Here is a 19,728-nt window from a genome sequence, read left to right as displayed (position 1 = left end):
ATAAGAGTTGTGTGAAATATACGCAAAACCTATTCTTCAACTTATAGTTTTGGCAGGATCAAAGGTCAGATTCACGAAACGTGCCTTTTACCACCATAAGTTCTTCAAAGAAGCAGTTATCACTATCGCAGGTCTCAACTTCAAATCCGCAGGCTTCCATGCGTTCCTTTACCTGCTCGATACCTGTAAGTGAAGATATGAGGATAAGCACCATTCCGTTATTGTTAAGATATTCCAGAACTTCATCAATGAAACGATTTACTGCGTCCCTGCCATCAGGTCCGCCATCAAATGCATAATTTAGCCATCCTGGAACCTTCTCATCTTCTGATGTAGGGAGGTAGGGTGGATTGAACAGGATAAGGTCGAACATGGTTCCGTGCTTAAAGCAAGTGAACATATCTGCCCTGATGACCTCGACACCGCTCGCCCTTGCACAAGTGGCAGCAATAGGGCTTATCTCAGTGGCAATAAGGTCAACATCGACGTTCTCCTGAAGGACTGCTGAAACAAAACCGGTGCCAGCTCCTACTTCCAGCACTTTCATGCCTTCCTTTGCATTATCAATGGCAACGTCAGCAAGCAAATAGGAATCCTCGGCGGGGTCGTAGACCTGCTCATCAAGATTTATTCTTGCATTCCTGTAGGTGATCGTTACCATGGTCTTTACATCGCGTTCTTCATTTTGCAGATATGATTTGCAATGTCTGCCAGCTCAGGGGGTTCAAGGTTCTCGGCACGTTTGTTCATCTGCTCCCCTGGCAGTTCATCAACTATCTGCTTGATGTTGGGAACCTTTAGTAAATGATTGCCTTTGATAATTGCGTTCCTGAGCTTTTTACGCCTTTGAAGGAAACCTGCCGTGACAAGGTTCAGGAAAAAATCGGGTTCATCAACCTGGAATGGTGATGGGCGAGGGACAACTTTGACAACGGCAGACCACACTTCCGGAGGTGGTGAGAATGCTGAAGGGGGGATCTTCATGATAATGGAGGCATCAGCAAAATAGTAGGTGTTCACTGAGAGCCTGCTGTAGTCCTCGGTATTGGCTTCTGCAACCATGCGCTGTGCAAACTCATACTGGTACATCAGTACGCCCAGTTCAAAGTCATGTTCGAAGAGCTTGAATGTAATTGGCGAGGATATCGAATATGGGAGGTTTGCCACAACTTTGTTGAACTCTGGCATATCGACCTTTAGAACATCCCCATGTATGATCTCGATCTTCTCGTTGTCGGAGAATCGGTCATGAAGGACATCAACAAGCTGGGGGTCAAGTTCTATGACTATGACCTTTCCTGCTTTTTCCAAAAGCCTTTCTGTAAGATTGCCGATACCGCCTCCGATCTCGAGCACAACGTCGTCCTCGCAGATGTTGGCCTCTTCGGCAATAGAATCAAGAATTCGTTCGTCGATCAAAAAATGTTGGTCATGGCATCCGCCCTGGATGCCATATTTCTGAAGAAGTTTTCTTACCAAGGCGATGACACCTGTCTTTAATCATTTTTTGGACGATGCATTGGTACTGTAAAGAGCCTGTATTTGATATTGTCATCTTTAAGCTCTTCAAGGATGCGGTTTACAATGACCTTTTCAGGAGTATGCACTCCACCGACACGGTCATGCAAGTCCTTCAGGCTCTTGAACTCGCCTTTCTTGCGCTCATCGATGATAGCCCACATGAGCTTCTTACCGATGCCAGGCAGGAGCTCCAGCATATGCAGCCTTGTTGTTATCGGATGTGCGTCGTTGAAGAATTTGACGAATTTTTCTTCCTGATGGCTGACACATCCCTCAAGTACATGAGGCAGCTCAAGCTGTGCACCATGGCTCAGTTCCGGATAGTGTATCCTGTGCTTTACATGATCGATCTCATCTCTGTCCCCGTCACCAATGTAGACGCGGGACTGTATCTGTGGATTTGCTCCTTCTTTTGGAACAAGCTCCATAAGTACAAAGTGCTTATCACCAACTGCCTGGACCAGAGGTTTCTTCTGGTATGTCGGACGCTTGTCTGTTGTACTGCCATAAGGTAGGTAGTCAAGGACCCATGCGTAATCCTCTTTCTCAGGTGGTGTTCCCCTCTTTCTCATAGTATCCTCCAGTATGTTGTGCATCGGTGATGAAACTTACTGTCTCCATCAAAAAAAGTAAAGTATGAGATATAAATTATTCCATTGACTCGAGTACTAGATCCAGGATCGTATCCAGCTCTTCTTCGGTCAACGTGAATCTCTCTTTTGCATAAAGTGCCCTGAGCTCATCCCTGCTCTGAGGTAATATATCGGCAATATGGATTGCGATCTCAGGTTTCATCTTCTCCAGTTCAAGAAGTTTGCCCACAAGTTCTCTGGACTTTTCGGCACTGATCTTTGCGAACATGTCTGCATGGTTTATGGCCTTGCGCAGCTCATATCCCAGTTCTTCGCCACGTTCCGTGCGCTCTTCCATTATCTCGCTAAGTATTTCCTTGACTTCGGGAACAGTCAATAACTCTTCACTCTGAACTTGTTTGACTATCATTAAAATACACTCTTTGAAATTAAGTATAGTTTACCGTTTTGAGGGCCACACAGTTGTAGCAGACGTAATCTTTCAGATAGGTGTTGATATAGATATATCTATCGACACCTGAATATGTCAGTGTCCAGACTATTGCTAGTCTGGATCATGAACTTAGTTGTATTTCTGTGGTTTCAGGTGCTGTGGCAGAGAAATGACCTCTTTCATGGCATTTCCATCCCTGACCTGTAAAAGGTAAGCTCTTCCGCGCTGTCCAAGTACCTTACCGGTCTTTCCTTGGAACTTTGCGTTTGGCATTCCCTTCTGTATGCTTGGATCGATATCGATGTGGACCATCTGTCCGTCTTCGAATTCCTGGATTGCCTTGCTTACAGGGGAGAGTCCCCTTTCCCTAACAGTCTTCTTCAATTTGTACCTAGTACAGCTTCTTTCACCGTGTGATGTTGGCATTATTTTCCTCCGTTGTTCAGGTCGTGGATAAGACCTATGTTTGATAAATTTAATGGTTTGCCGACTTAAATGTCGACGCCGATGACGTCCAGTTCGGCAACGGTAGCCTGTGTACCAATGAGCCCTGTAAGGCTTGGTACTGTTCTTCCTTCGTCGCTGGATATCAGTTCTTTGACATAGAGGCCACCCTCGCAATGAACTTCGATCATTGCATAGTCCTCGGTCAGTTCGTTAAGCTTTATGTCATGGACGGTTCGCTTACGTACCAGATCAGCCCTTCTGTGGGATACACGCTGTGGTGTTCTCTGGCCGATCTGTGCACCAATGAGTTCATTGATGGCCGATCTGAGTTTCTCCTCTGGAATTTGCTCTTTGAATGTAACTTTAAGGTTATAAACTTTATCCGCCTTTGAGCTCTTGAGAGCCTCGACAGTGGCCTTTGGTGTAAAAGTAAGGCCAATTACTTCGATCTTGCCGGCAGCACGATCATTGATCTCTTTTTCAACTTGCTTAAGATCGCATGTTCTAAGCAATGGTTCAACAGCCTCTACAACGAAAGGTCTTCCGGTACCGAGCATCAGGGCATCGATGTCCTCACGGCCTGCACCATGGAACTTCGTGTCAGTGCAGCGCAGTGCTTCGATAACAGGGTCCTTGGTAAGCTCATCAACTGATTCTGGGTATTGCTTCCCGGTGAAGTTGCATGCCTCACATCCCCTGCCCTTGCATGAGCGGCATGGCCAGCGGGTCTGCGGGATGGTTCGCACAAGTTTCCTGTACCTTCCAAGGATATAGACCGAGCGGACCTGAAGAATGACCTCTTCGTTAGCAATATCAAGTGTCACTAGTATGTCCGGGGTCTCAAGCTCTACATCTTTATTTGTCCGTTTTGCAATGAGCTTCCCTACTTCACGGTTAAGCTCGGACTTGAACTGTTCTGCATGGGTGGTTTCGGACTCTGTCCAGAGTATCTCCTCGTTCTCGCTCAGGAGTCCGCTCATCTTTGTTCCCACAAGGAAAGTGGAATATTCATAATCCTTAAGTGCGATCTCAGCTCTCTCAGCCCAATCGTCCAGCTTCTCAAAAAGTCCCAGGCATACCCAGCATTTTTCATCTTCGCCTTCCTTTCTCAATGACTTGCGGGCGTTAACACTTGAGCTACTTAACTCTTCCAGTATCTCCTTGTCGCCTTCATCCTTGTTCAGGCGGTCGCCTTCCATAGCTAGTGAGAGCTTTACGGCACGTCCTCTTTCATCATTGGTCAATCCGGTGGAGAGCTTTGCGAACTGTCTTCCCATACAGTGGTCACATATGGGTCCTTCCTGGATGATCTTCTTTGCAGTATCGAGTATGTTCACCTGGTCACTTCCTTCTTCCTGTTCCTTATATTATTGGACCTTTCCTGCAATTGTCCTGTCTATCTCATTGTTGATCAGTATTATACAGTGGTCTGCATGTAGTGGTATTGGGCCAAGGGAGATGGTCTGTGCTCCCTGTTCATTTATCATTTGTTCTTCCTCTTCAGTGACGCCCATATGGTCACCGAGAATGAATACAGCATTGTCAGTAAGGTCGGAAACCTTGCGTATATCTTCACCATCTTCATGTAAGTAGATAAACCTGCGTCCTGCTTCCCTGAACTCGGACAGGAGGGTGTCAAGGCCACCCCTCCTCATGAACACTCCGGGTGTAGAGCGTGTTTCCCATTCTCCTGCTGTTTTCTGGAGTGCTTTCTTGATAAGTGAACCTGCACTTCTCTCATCCGGGTTCAGGTATCTGATATGCTCTCCGTCAAAACGGACTATCTTTCCGGGATCCGGTTCTCCAAGCAGTACCAGATGAACCTGAACATCCCTTCTCAGGTCATGGGATAAGAACAATGATGAGTTTATGCATCTGCAAAGGATATCCATGCGGCCGGCTGCCCCGGGCATGTCATTGAGGGAAAAGTCGCCTGTTGTCAAAGCTTTATGGGCAATTATCACAAAATCTCGCATATTTTAGAATCCTGTCTTGTTTTTTGGTGATAACCATGTTTTATTAGATTAAATACACCCTTAGATAACACAAATACTTTTTTTATTTAGTTAATGTGTATTCCGGAATGGTTCTTAATAAGGAATATAGGATAAAAACATATCTACTCTGATCAACATTACTGGCTGGAAATTGCTGACAATTGCTGACAATTAACATCTATTGAAAGCCTTCATTGTGATGAACAACAAATAAAAAAAGAAGGCGATCATCTCACCCTGTTAACGATACCCCTGAACAGGCGACCAAGTATATCAGAACCTGTTATGACTATCTTTTCAGGATCGTCATCATTCCAGTAAAGTATAAGGTCATTATCTATGACATCATCTTCAGAGTCCACAGGATAGACCTTCAGCTTATGAAGCACATCTCCTATTTTTTCCTTAGGGCTTTTTACGATTATCGGAGCATGGCAATATCGTAATGGATAGAATGGTTTTTTGTAGATGGCATCCCTTATGAACGACGTAGAATCTATTGCTACGACCGGATGATCGTTCTCATCTACCGCGATTATCCATTTCTTGGCAGGCCGTGCTATCTTCTGAAGCAATTCTTCAAACTCCGGCGTCCCGATCTCCGGAAAGATCGGTCGGTTGTTATATGTATCAATTTCTATTATGGAATTCTGGTCTATAAGCGAACCTTCCTGCTTTATGCTAAGGTCGTCCAGTGACAGGAAATTAAGAGCACCAAGTCCTTCCATCTTATCGATGTCACTGGCATCTGCTCTGATATGCTTCTGTAGCATTATCCTCAGGGATGTCTCTTTGAAATACTCAAGTTTCTCTGTACCGAGCCATCTGTCAAGGATCATTGCAGAAGGCTTTGTGAAAGGATACAACAGTATTATGTACAATTTAACAAGAGGCGTTAAGGAAGCACCCATCTTTAAGGCATTTCTTGTGAAATATGCCTGTGGCATTATTTCTCCGAAACAGGTGATGAATACTGTCGAGAATATGAACGCAGAGCTTCCGATCATAACTGAATCTGTTAACAGGGTCAGAAGTACGTTGACACTTACATTACCCCATAATAATGTGGAAAGGAGCAAATGCGGATCACTTCTTAGTTTTAAGACCTTCTTTGCATGTATGTTGTTAGCTTCGGCTTCTATCTCAAGCCTGAGGCGGCTCAGGCCAAAAAGACCAATGGTCAGTCCGGAAAAGATCGCTGATTGGGTAAGACAAAGAACAATAAGTAACCAGATGATGATATCATTCATGATTTACTGTTTCACTCCAGGTAAGAAACATTATTAAACATAATACGGGGGCACAAAATAAAACAATTTCTGTCTTCAAATTTATGCTCGATTAGATCGGAATGAATATCAGATAAGTTTCTTTAAAAACAGTTCTTTATAGTTATAGTAATTCATAACTCTGAAATATGGGATAAAGAGGGTATTAAGCTCTTCACCCGCATCATGTACATAATTATAATCGAGAACAGGTGTTTCACTGCCCGACTACTTCTCCTTTAACAAAAAGCATTCTGACGCCGTTCTCTCCGACACCCAGGACAAGCTGATCATTTTCCATTGAGACGGTTGTTACATTGCTCAATAAGGAAAGGTACTGGCTATCCAGCGAGTCCGGACCACAGTATGCAAGCGTTATTGGTCCCGGTGCTAATGTAAGATCATTTCCTTCCAGGGTGTAGTCTCCACTGCCACGGTTGCAGTCTGCTTTAATGGAGTATGTTCCATCCGAATTGAAGGTAAGTGTGTAGTTTTCCGGATCAGGGACTACGGATTGGCTGGCTGGAAGTGTCTCAATTAGTCCTGACCATTGCCATTCGATGTCAATGATCTCATCAAGGGATATGATATTTTCTTCGTCCTGTTCGGTCTCAACAATGTCGTTTTCATTATCAGTTTCAGTACAACCCACTGCGATCAGGGTACAGGTAAGTACGGCAAAGATAATGAAAATGGATAATAATTTTTGTGCATTCATAATTTGATAACCTCCTGGTTCTCTAAATGTAAATATGCCGAGTTCCTATTTATCGGTTGTTTAAGCTACAGTTTAATTTGAAGTCTTCAGGTGCTGATTTTGATATCTGTGGGATCTTTCATGGACATCGGTGAAAAGTGCTCCTCCAAAGTAATCGCAAAATTTCCATCTACAGATATCTTATGAATTTAGAAAATATTCTACATATTGAAAATTTGATATAACTCCAGCTATTCGAATGTATGGGCCGGATCAACATTTGAATTTAATTCACAGTGTACTCAATTGTAATGCTGTTTTTCAGAAGCTGTTCACATCTTCCTTTTATTTCGACGATACCAGCTGATTCAGAAGCTGTTAACAGCGCTGTGGTAGTAGAATGACCTTTTTTGATACGGACAGGTGATTCCAGATCCCCACTGCTGGTTTCCAGTTCGATCGTTACATCTTCTGGTACTGGTAAATAAATACCGTTCTGATCTTTAATGCTGATCGTGATCACTGATGTTGATCTGCCGTCAGCAGGAATTCCTGATGGATCAGCTGTCAATTCCAGATCGATCTTTGGTATCTTTTTGAGGTTGCAGTGAACAGGTGTTGTTCTATTCGTGAAAACATCAGCTTCTTTTCTACATTCGAAATAGCCGAATTTAGTAAAATCAAGATAGTGTTTTCCCACCGGGATCTCAAACATTGTTGCAGGCGATAGTCCTGTATAGATCCCATCAAGGTGGGTCAGGGCTGATTCCGGATCAGAGGTTGCGTTGATCGATCCAGTCTCCTCATTTTTCATTTTGTCCTTGTTCTTTTTTCTTAGCTTCAATATTCCCAAAGCAGTGGCAATGAACAGAACTGCTGTGATCAATATCAATTCCCATGAAATGCTATCGTAGCGTTCGTTCTCGTGTTCAAAGTAAACTTCCATGGTGAGCTCTTCGGACCAGGTTCCGGTATTGTCCTGTACTGAAAAGTGGTATGTTCCTTCTGTGACCTCACCAGGATCAAGTACAAAGTAACAGCTACTGCCAGACGAGAACAGGCTTTCGCCTACAGGAAGTGTCCAGCGGCATTGAACAATTTCACCATCCTCATCGGTACCATATCCTTCAAGGACAACAGGATTTCCTTTAATGACCGTAGTTGTATAACTTTCTATATATGCAGCAGGTGGAATGTTCTCATCGATGGGTTGTAGCACACTCATTTCGGGATATTCAAGATAGATGTATCCTTTTCCATCTCCATTGCCACTGATGACCGAGATCTTCCACATTGTGCCTCTGGTGATCTCTTCCTCAGAAACGGTATGACTCAAAGTCAGCACTTCATTGGATCTGCCCCATATTTCCTTCTTTAACTCACCTGTTGGGATGAACTCCAGTCTTATCACAAGTTCCTGGATGTTCCCGTCCAGAAAAGTTTCAGAATATATCATCCCCGTTTCATCGACTTCGAATTCGATCACATGGGGAGTTTCAGGATTGATGGCGATCTGTTCTTCGAAGGAGGCTGCACTTGCACTGGCTGAAAAAGCTGCAATCACTATAAATGCAAGAAATATGTGTATTTTTTTGGCTCCCAATCCCATTTCCCCATCTGTGCTATTTCAGTTTTTCAACATTGGCTTCTATCAGTTGATCCTATCAGGTGGAAGGCAGGATCACTTCCAGCAATCTGGATCATGTGCGAACAAATCTCCTGTGAATGCAAAGGCAGCAGCCCGACATCCGCCCTGCAATGTCACAGATGATAGTAGAAGATATACCCTTTCTACATTCCCCGTATTTTTATTTCCCCTCTTTATATTTCAACTTATTGGTGACGTCTGCTATTGGTTTTAGTATTTATTATATTGTATTTATTATACTCGTTTATAATTAGTATTCTTTTTTCCATCCATTGGAGCATCTTCCAAATCGTTAATTTCTTTATCTTGTGTTCTTTTTAGCTAATTGTAAGAATACAATAATGTCCTGGAAATCAAGTCTAAAAGTTTAAAATATTATGTTGGAGAGTTCTAAATGATCTAAAATAGGTCGTTCGACAATATTTGAAACTCTAATATTTTGCAATATTTCAGTATGCTTGAGCTGTAACACTTATATGATGCTTACAATACGTTTATTTGCTTTTAAATGCAATATTTCTGCAGAGGGGACTTTCCGGATTGAGGATACTGTCCCGTAGAGGAGTACTAATAATGGCAGATGAGATCGATTATAAGATTCATGGAAATGAGATGCAGTTGGTGGAGATCGGCCTTGATAAAGGAGAAACAGTAAGAGCCGAGGCCGGAGCGATGATGTTCATGGGAGATGGTATTAAGATGGAGACCTCTACAGGCGGTGGGATCCTGAAAGGCCTTAAAAGAGCATTCTCCGGTGAGAGCTTCTTCATAACTTCATTCACCCAGACCGGAAACGGAAAGGGCAGTGTTGCTTTCGGTGCTCCGTATCCGGGAAAGATCGTGCCTATAGATCTCACAGAAGAAGGTGGCAGCTTCCTCTGCCAGAAGGACTCTTTCCTTTGTGCTGCTGATGGTATCGATATTTCGATAGTTTTCTCCAAGAGGATCGGAGCCGGTCTTTTCGGTGGGGAAGGTTTCATTCTCCAGAGGCTTCACGGTGATGGCCTTGCATTCGTCCATGCTGGCGGTACTATACTGAAAAAGGAGCTTGCATCGGGAGAGACCCTGAGGGTCGATACAGGATGCCTGGTGGCATTCTCTGAAAGCATTGACTACGACATCCAGTTCGTGGGCGGTTTCAAGAACGCGCTTTTCGGAGGCGAGGGTATGGTACTGGCAACGGTCAAGGGACCGGGTAAAGTGTATCTCCAGAGCCTGCCGTTCTCACGTCTTGCTGACAGGATCGCTGCAGCCATCGGTTCCGGGGAATCCAACAGAGGCGAACGAGGCGGCATATCCGGAATCGGTGAAGGTGCACTCGGTGGCATCCTTGGAGGCGACAGGAAGTTCTAACGGTCTTTTTCGAGGTGTGAAAAATGAGAATACTTGCCCTTGCGGATGTACATGGAGATCCTTCCCATATCGATGGCCTGCTGGAGAAGGCCGGTGAGATCGATCTTGCGGTGATCAGCGGAGATCTGACCCAGTTCGGTCCTGCCAGTGAAGCTGAGAAATTGCTTTCGATGTTCGATGTCCCTGTCCTTGCAGTCCCCGGGAACTGTGACCCGGAAGAGATCATGGAAGCTATCGATTCATCGGATGCGGTGAACCTGCATAATGCTGTGAAGAAGATAGACGGCTTTACGTTCATAGGAATGGGCGGTTCCTGCCCAACCCCGTTCAACACCCCCTTCGAGCTTGAGGAAGAAGAGATCGAAAAAACCCTTGAGCCACTTTTCGCAGATGCTGACGGCACTGTTGTACTGGTCTCTCACACACCTCCCAGAGGTTTGCTGGATGAGGTCTCCGGTGAAAATGTGGGAAGCACAGCCGTGGCAAAGTTCTTTGACCGTGCAAAGCTCGTGATCTGTGCGCATATCCATGAGGAAAGGGGATTCGCCAGATCAGGCGATACTTTCCTTGTAAATCCCGGCATGGCAGCACAGGGATATGCTGCTTTGATAGAGCTGGATCACGATAATGTAAGCGTGGTCTTCCTCGAGGACTGAAACTTAACAAGTTCGACCAGCTTCAATAGATCGATCGGATCCGATAGGACTCGATCAGATCTCAACAACCATGAGGTCGGAGGGTATGTAAACCTCCCCCTCGAACTCTTCTTTCAGGTATTCAAGAGCTTCTTCCTCATGACCTTGCATGTGAGGATAAAGGTGTGTAAGATATACTGCCCTGATGCCTGTATCTTTAAGATAAGGCCTTAACATGTCCGGTGTGGTGTGATTCGTCATCTCAAAGTCCAGCGGGAACGAGCATTCGTGGATAAGCATGTCACAACCCTGTGCCAGTTCCATGACGTCATCACATGGCTCGGTGTCCCCGGAGTAGACCACGGTCCTGCCGTCATACCAGACCTGATACGCCAATGAGGGCACACTGTGGATCCCGGCGGCGCATTTCACATCACACCCATCGAAGAGCCTGAATTCTTCCCCCGGCGATACTTCAACGACATCGATGCTGACCTTCTCCTTCATGTAAGGATAGATGTCCATGAGCCTGTCAAGCCACTCCCGGGTCCCTGCCGGACCATAGATGGTGGAATCGAACTTATCACACAGCCAGTTCGCCTTGAGCAGACACATAACATCAGCCACATGGTCCAGGTGCAGATGTGAAAGCACAATGGTATCGAGGTCCGTATGCGTGTTCCCGCTTTCGAATATACGGTTCAGGATACCACCCCCGCAGTCGAACAGGACCTTCTTCTCACCGATCTCCATAAGGAGTCCTGATTGCACCCTGCCTTTCTGTGGTATCGCCACACCGGTTCCAAGAAATGTTATCTTCATGCTTTATTAGAATAAGGCTTAAGTAACTTAACTTTAATTATGGGATGTTCAACGGTACAAGGCGACCATTCTATTTCTATGCGGGGGTCGCCCAGCTAGGTCAAAGGCGCCAGACTTAAGATCTGGTATCGAAGGATTTCGAGGGTTCGAATCCCTCCCCCCGCACTTTTCTTTTGGGATATAGGTAACATCAAAAAATGCCACTCTCTTAAAAATTAACTGTTTTTGGGTTCAAATCCAATTAATCGTATAGCAAATCAGGGATTAGGTAAGGTAAAAAACCGAGCTTTAAGTAAAAATAGTAAATGAATGATTCATCTTAAAAGTTTGAATCCAGTTTAAAGCAATATTATGCTAAATTGTTCTTTTTATAGGCTTCAGTTTCAACAGCAGATGTAATTTGAGATTTAAATAATTCAATCATTCCCAAAACCTCATTATGTAGCTTTAAATAGCTCTTTTCATCAAGGTCTTTTAGATCGAATTGATCCCCATGAACTATTTTATTCCTAGTGTCTAAAAGAGTTTTATTAATCAAATTTTTATTTAATTGATAAGGGGTGGCATCCAACCCCAAGGTAAATAAAATATCCTCCAAAATATCGTACTTTAAATTTGAAGTTGAGTCAATTGCTTTTTCATGAGGCAGAGGAGCTTCTAAAGAGAGGTCGTTAAGTATAGTGTTAACCAATTGGTGATGAGTCTTTATTTTAGTTGTATTCCAACAAGTTTTGATCTGACTCCTTAAAGCAAGAGTTATTAGATTATCGTTTAATTCCTCATATTTGAGGCATCTATTTTTGATGTAATTGATGTACCAATTTCCTGCATTACTTATGTATCCTTGCCAATGTGCATAAAGAAATGCAACACCAATCTTAATATGGAATGGTTTTTCAATATCTGAAGATAAAACAACGTTGTTTTTTAGATGAGTTATTTCTTTTTTTCTCCAAGAAATATCTACATCCAAGTACTTAAATAACTCTTCGCGAGATTTTATGTTCATCTTTACTCTTCAGATTTTTTAAAAACTTCTTTGCCTAAGGGAACAATGTTAGGTATTCTTTTATAGAAATCGACTCCACTTCCTATGTTGCCAATATAATCTGAGTTCTTCCAAAGACCAATTATTCTTTTTTCGAGTTCCGTTTTGTTTTCTTCGGTATTTCCGCTGTTCCAATCGTCTATATTCTTACCAACACCAATTGCTACAGCCTCAAAAGCAGAAACTAAAAATTGTCCCCCAAATTTAGACTTAGTTGCATCATATTTCTTAAAAGAATATTCACCAAGTGTATCATTTAGAAGGTCAAATGTATTTTTAAAAATTGTTCCCTCTAACTCTTTGTCGAAAGTAGGTGAATTAGCAATTTCTTCCATCTTTTTAGAGAGGTATTCATCAAGATACGCAAAATTGAGCTTTTTTAATTCTTCTAAACTTTCATTTTTAAAGATGAAAAATCTTAACGCTAATTCCAAGTGATATTGTTGGGAAATCGCATTTTCTGTTAAACAAATGCATTTAAGAAAAGGTGGATAGTTACCAAGGTCTTTTAGCCAATTAAATAGATCCTTATTCAGCATAATCAAATAACAGTTTCTCAGTTCTTGATCAGAAAGCTTGGTTCCAAGTGAATTTAGCCTCTGAAATAAGTCATACTTTATATTTGGGTCACTCTGCTTTTTCACAATTTCAATATTAATTCTTGCCCTTTTGAAATCTCTTTTTTGTGTTGCAGTTAAGCAATTATCTACTTCTTCATCACCTTTCCATTGCTTTCCTTCCAATGATGGTAAGTATTTTGTTTTCAGTAACGTGCTAGGAGCTTGTATTGTCCCATCATCGTTCTCAAATACACCAACAAACTCAAAAATAGTGGAGAGTCTTTGAACCCCATCGATAACATCCCACACACCATTATCTCTTTGGGACACAAAAATAGATGGTACTGGGATTCCTATCATTAGCGACTCTATTAACCGTGATTTTTGGAGATCATTCCATCTAAACACTCTTTGAAATTCAGGATGGATATCTAGGTCTCCTTCTTCGTATAAACTGATCAGTTCGCCAATTGACATTGAATACGACTCTTGATCTATTTCTCTAGACGTGTTATCAATTTCTTCTTGTAATGGCATATACCTAAAATATACCCCATGTTTAATATATTTTGTTAAGTGATTAGTTAGTTGTTCACCTATCGTTTTCTTAGTTGCCGAAGTATTCAAGTTCAACTCTCGTTTTTCTTTAATCAAATTTTTTCCCACATCTCCACCCTCTCCTTTACATGAGCATTTAAACTAAAAGGATCATCAGCTTTAGCATTCTGTTTCATGTAATGGAGAGTACCCTTAGAGAAACCCATCTTTTTCCAATCAGTGTAGGACATGTCAATTATCTTCTTCCTCAACAGATTAGAATCATCTCTTTCAGCTACATAAACAGGATTGATGAACTCAATCGTTTTCCTCTTCCCTACAAGCTGATGACTCAGTTCTCTTGCCTTAACCAAAAGAACAGATCCCCAAGAACTATTCTTCTTCCTATACTCAACCTTGCTATTCATCACAGAATTAAACTCTTCAGTTACCTTCCTTGCTCCACTTGGTCTAAGTCTAAGTGAAAAACTCTCAGTCCTGATAAAGTCCTTATTATCCATAACTCCCTTTTCAATCAGGTTCATTACAGCAAGATCAACAATAAACCTGAACGGCTCTTGAAGATCATAAGCCAAACTATACTTACTTGGATTCATTTCATGAAGAAAACCAACATGAGCATCAAGACCAACTGAATTGATAGCTCTCAAGCATTCAGATTCAAGCAAGGCATAACCATAATTAAGCATAACATTAACTTTATCGCCAGCTCCGTTTGCTCTTCTGTAATTATCAGTCCGTGCCCTAAAATCATATTCATCAGGCATGGCTTTAGCATACTCATTCCAGTACTTCCAAGCAACTCCACCTTCAACACCTAAGATTTCTCTAACAGATTTGGCTTTCTCAAGTTTATCTTTATCATCAGTGAAATCATACTCAATCTCAGGATACCTTTGTTTAAGATAATCAAGAACAGCCTCAGATTTAGAGAACTTAGCGTCAATAAACCTCTTAGCAAGCTTTACTCTTACATCCTGATCTTCATAAGCATGGTACTGAGCAAACTTTGTTTTTATATTGGTACTCTCAGAAGGAAGCATTGTTGTTAGCAATTTACCATTCCAGTCCAACATAGTGATTTGTACATTGTGTTTAATCAACCATCTGATAGCCTCTAAGCTTAAAGATCCACTTCTCCCATACACAACAATACTATCAATATCCATTCTCTTGGGAGAGAAGACATACTCATGAGGATCTTCAGTTGCTGAGAACCTTCCATCTTTGATATGGAGTTTAGCACCATCAACGTGCATATTGATTCCATGACCGTTTAGAAGTAGAAGTTCCATGTTCAGAACTCCATCAATCTTGGTTTTGGGTTCGAAGCTTCATCTTTTATTTGAGATATAATTTCAGAAGCTTCTTCCTTTCCTTTTCGTTTCAATTCCATTTGGAAATTAAAAAGTTCAAGTGAATGCTCAGCAATAAAAGGTGCAATCAATTGATCGCAATAATCACACTTGACAGAAGAAGGATATTCAAGGGTTTCTGCATCCATTTTAAGCTGCTCGATAACAAAACTATCCTTGTAATATCCAAGCAACCATGTAATGTGCCTTCTGAGCATTGGATATTCATCTGGACTTACCTTATAATGCTTTAAAGTTGATCTTAGTCTTTCTAAGAATGTATCTGTGTTTGAAGGCTCGATATCCTTTTCAGTGATATATCTAAAAAGAATTTCCAGTAAACTATCTACCAATTCATCAGATTCTGTATCCAAATGTTTAGCAAGGATATCCAACTGATACGGATCTAAAACATATTTTCTTTCATATCTGGATATTTCTTCCAATATCAGTTTTTTAGTTGTAACGTCGGCTGAATTAAGGTAGCTAAATGTCTTATCGAAGTCTTCTTTCATTTTCAAAGTCTTTTTGGGTATTGGGTATGAAGCCCTTTTATCTGTTTCTTTAATTCCGTATTTCTGTAACTCATCATATTTCAATGAAGTAAGAATGCCTGTTTTTGTCATGTTGGCTAATTTTCGATCTATACTTTTCTTACTATATCCACGTTCATTTGGATGAGTTTCCATGAGGTAATTTACGAGTCGCCCCCTTCTTACGTACCCTATCGCATTCAAATATTCGATTACATTTGTGTCAAAATCGACCTCACTTTTGATATTATTTATGTCATAATATAGCGAATTCGCATTCAAATTCATACTCAAAGTTATACTCAATTATGTATATATATCTTCTCCTCATGTCGATTTATTGTGAAGCAACATGTATCATGAAAGAATACTAACCACTGTATCTCCTTACCTCAAGGAGAAGCTAGTACAGATGTCAGATAAGTTTGGATGCTCTCAGGCAGAAGTTGTCAGGATAGCATTGTTGAAGCTCTGGGAGGCTGAGAAATGACTCTCAAGCCATTCTCAAAGGATTACAAGAACTATGGAGATTGGCTTAAAGCTCAACCAAGAACTTCAGAATATGCTAAGAGAGTCATCAGGTTTCATGAAAGGTTTCCAACTCTCAGCCTAAATGAATTGAGAAATACAAGACTCAAAGATCATAACTTGAGTACAGCTTCATGGAAAGTCTTGAATTCACAACAAAAGAGAGATAGAACACTATCCCTTGAAATTCTTAGAAATGTGAGAAAAGGAGTTCCATTTTCAAAAGCCATTGAGAAAACAGGAGCTAACAAGAAGAATGTAATTAACAATCTTGGAAAATACCTGTACAAATCTAAAGGAAAATGGAGAGTAACAGCTTCAGATAGAATTGAATCTGAAATGATGTTCTATGATAGAGATAAGGGCTTGATCTCTATTGTTACAACAAAATCAAAAAATAGGAGCTTAATTGCTGAATATTTCAATGGTGTTAATCAAGTTTTGATATCTGGTGATACTAAGTTCTTGAATAAATTTGAAAATGCTAAAGTCATTGATGCTGAAGGTAATAAGCATTACTTTGTAATAGACTTGGAAAGACTTTATGAGATTCAGGATGCACAGGAAGAGCCTGAATTCTTTGAATTATATGTTTAATTGGAGAGTGGATACTATGGATAAAGAAGCTTACAGGAAGAATATTAGCAAGTATAAGAAAGGCAAGAAACCACCTATTGCATGTTCAGTATGTGGAGAAGATAATTCAGAAGTTATTGAAATGCACCATGTTGATGGAAGAAATACTTCAGATTGGGTAAAACCACTATGCAAGAATTGTCATGCTAAGATTACAGCAGAACAGAATAAGATCAGTCCAAAGAAGAGATCTAAAACAACATCCTCAGAAAATCTAACAGCTTTCAATATTATCACAATTGGTGCTTTGTTAAGAGAACTTGGACAGAGATTAATCAATGTCGGAATGGAGATGAATGTAAATGTCTAAGATAGCTGTAAGAGGATATACCCAGAAGATGAAGAAATCTTCAGGTAATCCTTTTTACAAACCAAAAGATGTTCCATTAAGGCATGATAGAGTATTGGTCTTTGATACCGAAACTACAATCGATCAATATCAGAATTTCAAAATTGGATATTTTAAAATATACCAGAATGGGTATATTCAACATGAAGGTATGTTTTACGATACTTCAATGCTTACTGATGATGAAAATAAGGTGTGTGAGGTATATACCTCAAAGTATGATATGCCACTTTATACCCGAAATGAGTTTATTGATGAGGTATTTTATCCTGAAGTCTTTGGTTTGAAAACTCTTTGTGTTGGTTTTAATCTTCCTTTTGATATAAGCAGGATCTCAAAAAGAGTTGGAGATTCAAGAGGTAGAAATAAAGGAGGATTTACATTTACTCTTTCAGACAACAGATTCAATCCTCCTATTATTGTTAAGAAATTAGGTGATGCTCATGCATTCAAGCTTACTTCAACCAAGATAAACAAAGGAAAAGACCATTTCTCAGGTTATTTCCTTGATGCTCAAAAGTTAGCTGAAGTGTTACTCCAATCAAAAAGGATCTCTTTAGATAAAGCAGGTAAAAAGCTCAATACTAATATTAAGAAAATGAAAGGAATCGAACATGGGAAAGTAACTAAAAAGTATATTGATTACTTGATTGCTGATGTTGACACAACTTATCAAGTCTATGAGAAACTTATTGCTGAACTTGAACTTTATCAAATCAATATTCCACCAACTAAGATATTCAGTTCGGCTTCAATTGGAAAGTATGCTCTTGAGCAATTAAGTATTCAATCATTTTTAGATCTTAACCCAGAGTTTTCTTCTGAAATAATTGGAACAAACATGACTTCCTACTATGGAGGAAGATGTGAATGTAAGATTAGAAAGCAACCTACAAAGGTCACAGTCCTTGATTTTACAACCATGTATCCAACTATCACTATGGAAATGGATCTATGGAAATACATGATAGCTGAATCACTTGAAATGAATGTTGTTACAGATGAAATTAAGGGGATGTTAAACAATCTTAACCTTAATTATCTTCAAGATAAGGATAACTGGAAAGAGTTTGTAGTAATGGTTAAGTTACAGCCTGATAATGATATTTTACCTGTAAGGATGGATTATAAGGATAATAATACAGGGTATAATGTAGGTGTTAATTATCTTACTTCTGATAATGAATTATGGTATGCTTTACCTGATATTATCGCTTCAGTTCTTTTAACTGGCAAAGTTCCTGAGATTATTGAAGCTATCAGGTATGTTCCAAAAGGTGTTCAGAAGGAATTGAGGAAAAGTAAGATACTTGGAATTGATATTGATCCTTCAAAAGATAACCTCGTTCAGATACTTGTTGAGGAAAGGCAGAATCTTAAAATTCAACTCAAGAACATTGATAAGGAAAAGCCTGAATATCAACAATTGAAAAGCAGGGCACAAGCTATCAAGATTCTTGTTAATGCTATGAGTTATGGAATATTCATTGAGTTAAATCCTGAAGATAAGAAAACTGAGATTCAAGTTTATGGTTTGGATGATTTCAATACCTCTGAGAATAGGTTTGAAAAAGCAGGTAATTATTTTCATCCTTTGTTAGCTGTTATGATTACCGCAGGCTCTAAATTATTCTTAGCAATGGCTGAAGCTAAAGTTAAAGAGCTTGGTTCAGTTCATGCCTACATGGACACTGATTCTATCTTTGTTCCTCCTGAACATGCTCAGGAGATCATAGATTATTTTCAACCGCTTAATCCTTACAGCCTTGATATTGATCTGTTGAAGCCTGAGAAGGAGGACATGTGGTTTTATGGAATTTCATCAAAAAGATATGCTCTTTACACTTATGAGAATGAAAACATTAAGTTCATGGAAGGGGAGAGATCTTTTAAATTGCATGGACTTGGACATTTAACAAATCCATTTCCAAAGGCTGTTGAAGATTGGCAGGCTGAAATATGGGAGGATATTCTCAAGTTACATTATGGGTTAATTTCTAAATTGGATATTGAAGAGAAGTATTCAAACATGTATGCTATCTCAAGACTTACAGTTTCAACAGCTAATGTTTTGAGAAGGTTTAAAGGAATTAATATTGGTAAGGATTGGAAAGACCAGATTAAACCTTTTAATTTTTATCATGTTGGGTTTCAGGTTGCTGAAGAGGATGGTAAGGCGGTAAAACCATTAGTTCCATTTTCAAATGATCCTCAAAGTATTGTTTATGAACCGTTTATTGATTATGCAACAGGAGAGATTAAACAAGGATCTCATTATTTTAAGCCTTTAAGCAGGACAATCATGCAGTATGTAGAACACCTTGAGCACAAGTTTGATGGAGAAATCGGAGTTCTTGAGAGAAAGCAGGTTCATGCTGATTCTGTGGTTTATATTGGGAAGGAAGCAAACAATATTGATGAGCAGGAATTAGATGTGAAGAAAGCTCAAACGTTTCTGAATAAAAAAGAAATTATGTGGAATATAATAGCTTTATCACAAAAACATGCTGAAGAAAGAGGTGTGGATAGAAAGACTTTCCAAAGAATCAAAAAGAGGATTATTGAAAATGGTGACATTAAATTGAATACTGTTGCTGTTAAAAAGCTAGCTTCATTTTTTACTTAATTAAACATACGGTTACCTTTTTGGGCAACAAGTATCTTCAAAGTTATTTGATAATTTAGTAATATTATTTGTATTCTTGTATTCATAAGTACATATTGTCCACAGAATTCACAGAAAACTT

At 40.3% G+C, this 19,728-nt stretch carries 21 protein-coding genes and 1 tRNA gene; 7 read left to right on the top strand and 15 right to left on the bottom strand.

Features of this window, described 5'->3' with window-relative positions; genetic code table 11:
• Nucleotides 1-58 precede the first annotated feature (58 nt).
• From E7X56_RS03415 to E7X56_RS03370, 10 genes are all read right to left on the bottom strand, one after another.
• Nucleotides 59-661, bottom strand: a complete 603-nt coding sequence (locus E7X56_RS03415; protein WP_135604853.1) for a HemK2/MTQ2 family protein methyltransferase — start codon at nucleotides 659-661, stop codon at nucleotides 59-61.
• Between the two features lie 5 nt (nucleotides 662-666).
• Nucleotides 667-1,479, bottom strand: a complete 813-nt coding sequence (gene rsmA, locus E7X56_RS03410; protein ID WP_210409234.1) for a 16S rRNA (adenine(1518)-N(6)/adenine(1519)-N(6))-dimethyltransferase RsmA — start codon at nucleotides 1,477-1,479, stop codon at nucleotides 667-669.
• A gap of 17 nt (nucleotides 1,480-1,496) precedes the next feature.
• Complete coding sequence (locus E7X56_RS03405) at nucleotides 1,497-2,093, bottom strand: DUF655 domain-containing protein (RefSeq protein WP_135604851.1); 597 nt, start codon at nucleotides 2,091-2,093, stop codon at nucleotides 1,497-1,499.
• A gap of 76 nt (nucleotides 2,094-2,169) precedes the next feature.
• Nucleotides 2,170-2,523 (bottom strand): RNA polymerase Rpb4 family protein, encoded by a 354-nt coding sequence (locus E7X56_RS03400; RefSeq protein WP_135604849.1) that lies wholly within the window; start codon nucleotides 2,521-2,523, stop codon nucleotides 2,170-2,172.
• A 153-nt stretch (nucleotides 2,524-2,676) separates the two neighbouring features.
• Entirely contained in the window at nucleotides 2,677-2,973 is a 297-nt protein-coding gene (locus E7X56_RS03395) for a 50S ribosomal protein L21e (RefSeq protein ID WP_091690666.1), read from the bottom strand.
• Nucleotides 2,974-3,038: 65 nt separating this feature from the next.
• Entirely contained in the window at nucleotides 3,039-4,331 is a 1,293-nt protein-coding gene (locus E7X56_RS03390) for a tRNA pseudouridine(54/55) synthase Pus10 (RefSeq protein ID WP_135604846.1), read from the bottom strand.
• Between the two features lie 30 nt (nucleotides 4,332-4,361).
• Nucleotides 4,362-4,970 (bottom strand): tRNA (pseudouridine(54)-N(1))-methyltransferase TrmY, encoded by a 609-nt coding sequence (gene trmY, locus E7X56_RS03385; RefSeq protein WP_135604844.1) that lies wholly within the window; start codon nucleotides 4,968-4,970, stop codon nucleotides 4,362-4,364.
• A 248-nt stretch (nucleotides 4,971-5,218) separates the two neighbouring features.
• Nucleotides 5,219-6,241: a DUF21 domain-containing protein gene (locus E7X56_RS03380; RefSeq protein ID WP_135604842.1), complete on the bottom strand. Its 1,023-nt coding sequence runs from the start codon at nucleotides 6,239-6,241 to the stop codon at nucleotides 5,219-5,221.
• A gap of 235 nt (nucleotides 6,242-6,476) precedes the next feature.
• Complete coding sequence (locus E7X56_RS03375) at nucleotides 6,477-6,977, bottom strand: META domain-containing protein (RefSeq protein WP_135604840.1); 501 nt, start codon at nucleotides 6,975-6,977, stop codon at nucleotides 6,477-6,479.
• A 265-nt stretch (nucleotides 6,978-7,242) separates the two neighbouring features.
• Complete coding sequence (locus tag E7X56_RS03370) at nucleotides 7,243-8,559, bottom strand: invasin domain 3-containing protein (protein ID WP_167879433.1); 1,317 nt, start codon at nucleotides 8,557-8,559, stop codon at nucleotides 7,243-7,245.
• A gap of 618 nt (nucleotides 8,560-9,177) precedes the next feature.
• Between E7X56_RS03370 and E7X56_RS03365 the strand changes: the two genes are divergently transcribed.
• Nucleotides 9,178-9,957 carry a TIGR00266 family protein gene (locus tag E7X56_RS03365; protein ID WP_135604836.1) on the top strand — a complete coding sequence of 260 codons (780 nt, stop codon included), beginning with the start codon at nucleotides 9,178-9,180 and terminating at the stop codon, nucleotides 9,955-9,957.
• Between the two features lie 23 nt (nucleotides 9,958-9,980).
• Nucleotides 9,981-10,613 carry a metallophosphoesterase gene (locus E7X56_RS03360; protein WP_135604834.1) on the top strand — a complete coding sequence of 211 codons (633 nt, stop codon included), beginning with the start codon at nucleotides 9,981-9,983 and terminating at the stop codon, nucleotides 10,611-10,613.
• Nucleotides 10,614-10,667: 54 nt separating this feature from the next.
• Here E7X56_RS03360 and E7X56_RS03355 read toward each other — a convergent pair whose 3' ends face one another.
• Nucleotides 10,668-11,414, bottom strand: a complete 747-nt coding sequence (locus E7X56_RS03355; RefSeq protein WP_135604832.1) for an MBL fold metallo-hydrolase — start codon at nucleotides 11,412-11,414, stop codon at nucleotides 10,668-10,670.
• Between the two features lie 80 nt (nucleotides 11,415-11,494).
• Here E7X56_RS03355 and E7X56_RS03350 point away from each other — a divergent pair.
• Nucleotides 11,495-11,579 (top strand) — tRNA-Leu (locus tag E7X56_RS03350).
• 184 nt (nucleotides 11,580-11,763) lie between these two features.
• On the opposite strand, the gene E7X56_RS03345 is transcribed toward E7X56_RS03350, so the two are convergent.
• From E7X56_RS03345 to E7X56_RS03330, 4 genes are read right to left on the bottom strand one after another with little or no spacing between them, the layout of a single operon-like run.
• Nucleotides 11,764-12,423 (bottom strand): MAE_28990/MAE_18760 family HEPN-like nuclease, encoded by a 660-nt coding sequence (locus E7X56_RS03345; protein WP_135604830.1) that lies wholly within the window; start codon nucleotides 12,421-12,423, stop codon nucleotides 11,764-11,766.
• A gap of 2 nt (nucleotides 12,424-12,425) precedes the next feature.
• Nucleotides 12,426-13,688 (bottom strand): DUF262 domain-containing protein, encoded by a 1,263-nt coding sequence (locus E7X56_RS03340; RefSeq protein ID WP_135604828.1) that lies wholly within the window; start codon nucleotides 13,686-13,688, stop codon nucleotides 12,426-12,428.
• The gene (gene cas1, locus E7X56_RS03335) at nucleotides 13,673-14,875 is read right to left on the bottom strand and encodes a CRISPR-associated endonuclease Cas1 (protein ID WP_135604826.1); all 1,203 of its coding nucleotides are present in this window, start codon (nucleotides 14,873-14,875) and stop codon (nucleotides 13,673-13,675) included. The genes E7X56_RS03340 and cas1 overlap by 16 nt, the downstream gene beginning before the upstream one ends.
• A gap of 2 nt (nucleotides 14,876-14,877) precedes the next feature.
• Nucleotides 14,878-15,756, bottom strand: coding sequence for a hypothetical protein (locus tag E7X56_RS03330; RefSeq protein ID WP_135604824.1), 879 nt, complete (start codon nucleotides 15,754-15,756; stop codon nucleotides 14,878-14,880).
• Between the two features lie 64 nt (nucleotides 15,757-15,820).
• On the opposite strand from E7X56_RS03330, the gene E7X56_RS11710 reads away from it, so the two are divergent.
• Genes E7X56_RS11710 through E7X56_RS03315 form a run of 4 tightly spaced genes read left to right on the top strand, consistent with a single transcriptional unit; the run spans nucleotide 15,821 to nucleotide 19,607 of the window.
• The gene (locus tag E7X56_RS11710) at nucleotides 15,821-15,958 is read left to right on the top strand and encodes a hypothetical protein (protein ID WP_167879432.1); all 138 of its coding nucleotides are present in this window, start codon (nucleotides 15,821-15,823) and stop codon (nucleotides 15,956-15,958) included.
• On the top strand, nucleotides 15,955-16,593 hold the full coding sequence (locus E7X56_RS03325; RefSeq protein WP_135604822.1) for a hypothetical protein: 639 nt from the start codon (nucleotides 15,955-15,957) through the stop codon (nucleotides 16,591-16,593). The genes E7X56_RS11710 and E7X56_RS03325 overlap by 4 nt, the downstream gene beginning before the upstream one ends.
• A 16-nt stretch (nucleotides 16,594-16,609) precedes the next feature.
• Nucleotides 16,610-16,942 (top strand): HNH endonuclease signature motif containing protein, encoded by a 333-nt coding sequence (locus E7X56_RS03320; protein WP_135604820.1) that lies wholly within the window; start codon nucleotides 16,610-16,612, stop codon nucleotides 16,940-16,942.
• The gene (locus E7X56_RS03315; RefSeq protein WP_135604818.1) at nucleotides 16,935-19,607 is read left to right on the top strand and encodes a hypothetical protein; all 2,673 of its coding nucleotides are present in this window, start codon (nucleotides 16,935-16,937) and stop codon (nucleotides 19,605-19,607) included. Before E7X56_RS03320 ends, E7X56_RS03315 begins: the two co-directional genes overlap by 8 nt.
• Nucleotides 19,608-19,728: the final 121 nt, after the last annotated feature.

Source organism: Methanococcoides sp. NM1, assembly GCF_900774285.1.
GTDB classification, from domain to species: domain Archaea; phylum Halobacteriota; class Methanosarcinia; order Methanosarcinales; family Methanosarcinaceae; genus Methanococcoides; species Methanococcoides vulcani.
Note: the sequence above shows the minus strand (reverse complement) of the source record. Positions and strands in the feature narration are given on the sequence as shown.